Origin of the sequence: Pseudomonas sp. (genome assembly GCF_049645325.1) — a bacterium.
GTDB lineage: Bacteria > Pseudomonadota > Gammaproteobacteria > Pseudomonadales > Pseudomonadaceae > Aquipseudomonas.
In genome coordinates this window covers 1-2179 of record NZ_JBARTQ010000463.1, presented here as the reverse complement: position 1 = coordinate 2179, position 2179 = coordinate 1, and the positions used below count along the sequence as shown (strand labels likewise).

Sequence of the window (2179 nt, the reverse complement as noted above, 5' to 3'; positions counted from 1 at the left end):
TTAGGGCCGCTGCGCAGCCCAGCGCGGGGCAAGCCCGCTCACCACAAGAGCGCCTTTCACCACAAAAACCCTTTTCACTCAAAAAATGCCTCCACCACAGCAACCCCATTCACTGCCGGGCTACTTCCAACCTTTCACAAAACCTTCATCAAACCGCCGCCCGCCAGTCATGTGCAAGTAATAGCACTGACACCTCCCGCGCCTACTGTCGTTTGAACTCAAACGCGGCCCCTCCACGGGCCGTTCAAACCAGACAGAGAAGCCCATGACTCACGCTATTCATGTCGATCACTTGAACAAGACCTTTGCGAAGAAATCCGCACTGGTCGACCTCGAACTCACCATTGCCACCGGTGAGATGGTCGCGCTGATTGGCGCTTCCGGGTCCGGCAAGTCCACGTTATTGCGCCATTTGGCGGGTCTGGCCTGTTGCGACAAGAGCAACGGCGGCAGCGTCAAGGTGCTGGGCCGGGAGGTGCAGGCCAGTGGACGGTTGAATGGCAAGGTACGGCGGTTGCGCGCAGACATCGGCTACATCTTTCAGCAGTTCAACCTGGTCAACCGCCTGAGCGTGCTCGACAACGTGCTGCTCGGTTGCCTGGGCCGCATGCCGCGCTGGCGTGGCAACCTCGGGCTGTTCAATGCCGAGGAAAAGACCTTTGCCCTCGAATCCCTGGCCCGCGTTGGCTTGGCCGACCTGGCCGCGCAACGTGCCTCGACCTTGTCCGGCGGCCAGCAGCAGCGCGTGGCGATTGCCCGGGCATTGACCCAGCGCGCTGAAGTCATCCTCGCCGATGAACCCATCGCCTCGCTCGACCCGGAATCGGCGCGCAAGGTCATGGAGATCCTCGCCGACATCAATCGTCGTGACGGCAAGACCGTGGTGGTGACCCTGCATCAAGTCGATTACGCCATGCGTTATTGCCCCCGCGCTGTGGCGCTCAAGGGCGGGCGCATTCATTTCGACGGGCAGGGCAGCGAGATGAGCAGCCAGTTCCTGAATGATTTGTACGGTGCCGACGTCGACACCAGCCTGATGTTTTCCGACCAGACCCGCCGCACCGAGGTCACCCCTCGGCTGGCCCTGGCGCGCGCTTGAAACCTACCCACGACCCACAGGAATCCTTTCCATGTTGAACCGTATCGGCCACGTGTTTCTGTCTGCCGTGTTGCTCGCCAGTGTCGCGATGGGCACTGCCCAGGCCGCCGACAAAGCCATCAACTTCGGCATCATGTCCACCGAGTCTTCGCAGAACCTCAAGAGCATCTGGCAGCCGTTCCTGGATGACATGCACACCAAGACCGGCCTGACCATCAACGCCACGTTTGCCTCCGACTACGCCGGCCTGATCCAGGGCATGCGCTTCAACAAGGTTGATGTAGCCTGGCTGGGCAACAAGGCCGCGATGGAAGCGGTGGACCGCTCCAACGGCGAAATCTTCGCCCAGACCGCCGCCGCCAACGGTGCCGCCGGCTACTGGAGCGTGCTGATCGTGCGCAAGGACAGCCCGATCAACACCGTCGACGACATGCTCAAGAACGCCAAGAACCTGACCTTCGGCAACGGTGACCCGAACTCCACCTCGGGCTACCTGGTGCCGGGCTACTACGTGTTCGCCAAAAACCACGTGGACGCCGCCACTGCGTTCAAACGCACCCTCAACTCCAGCCATGAAGTGAACGCGTTGAGCGTGGCCAAAGGGCAGTTGGACGTTGCCACATTCAACACCGAAAGCTGGGACCGCCTGGCAGTGACCCAGCCGGACAAGGCCGCGATGCTCAAGGTGATCTGGAAATCGCCGCTGATCCCGGCCGACCCGATGGTGTGGAGCAAGGCGCTGAGTGACAGCGAGAAAACCAAGATCCGCGATTTCTTCGCCAACTACGGCAACACCGACGAAGAAAAGGCCGTGCTGAAGAACATGCAGCTGGGCAAGTTCCTCGCCTCGAGTGACGACCAACTGTTGCCGATCCGCCAGCTGGAACTGTTCAAGCAGCGCACCACGATCAGTGCGGACGACCACCTTGAAGCGGCGGACAAGGCGAAGAAGCTGGCGGATATCGACGCCGACCTCGCCAAGCTGCAACAGCGCATCACCGAACTGGACAAGAAGACTGCAGCAAACGGCTAACCCCCCTGTAGGAACCGGGCTTGTGTGGGAACAAGGTTTTTGTGGGA

At 60.9% G+C, this 2179-nt stretch carries 3 protein-coding genes; all 3 read left to right on the top strand.

All coding sequences use genetic code 11. From position 1 onward, the window contains the following. Positions 1-216 (top strand): hypothetical protein (locus tag WBB95_RS20120; RefSeq protein ID WP_424489173.1); only part of this gene is annotated, 216 nt, incomplete at its 5' end. A 49-nt stretch (positions 217-265) separates the two neighbouring features. Beyond that, entirely contained in the window at positions 266-1099 is an 834-nt protein-coding gene (gene phnC / locus WBB95_RS20115) for a phosphonate ABC transporter ATP-binding protein (protein WP_424489172.1), read from the top strand. A gap of 31 nt (positions 1100-1130) precedes the next feature. After that, on the top strand, positions 1131-2132 hold the full coding sequence (gene phnD / locus WBB95_RS20110) for a phosphonate ABC transporter substrate-binding protein (protein ID WP_424489171.1): 1002 nt from the start codon (positions 1131-1133) through the stop codon (positions 2130-2132). Positions 2133-2179: the final 47 nt, after the last annotated feature.

Bases quoted from the DNA above. Each gene is read 5' to 3' on its own strand.
- phnC (WP_424489172.1), top strand. From the start codon at position 266: ATGACTCACGCTATTCATGTCGATCACTTGAACAAGACCTTTGCGAAG.
- phnD (WP_424489171.1), top strand. From the start codon at position 1,131: ATGTTGAACCGTATCGGCCACGTGTTTCTGTCTGCCGTGTTGCTCGCC.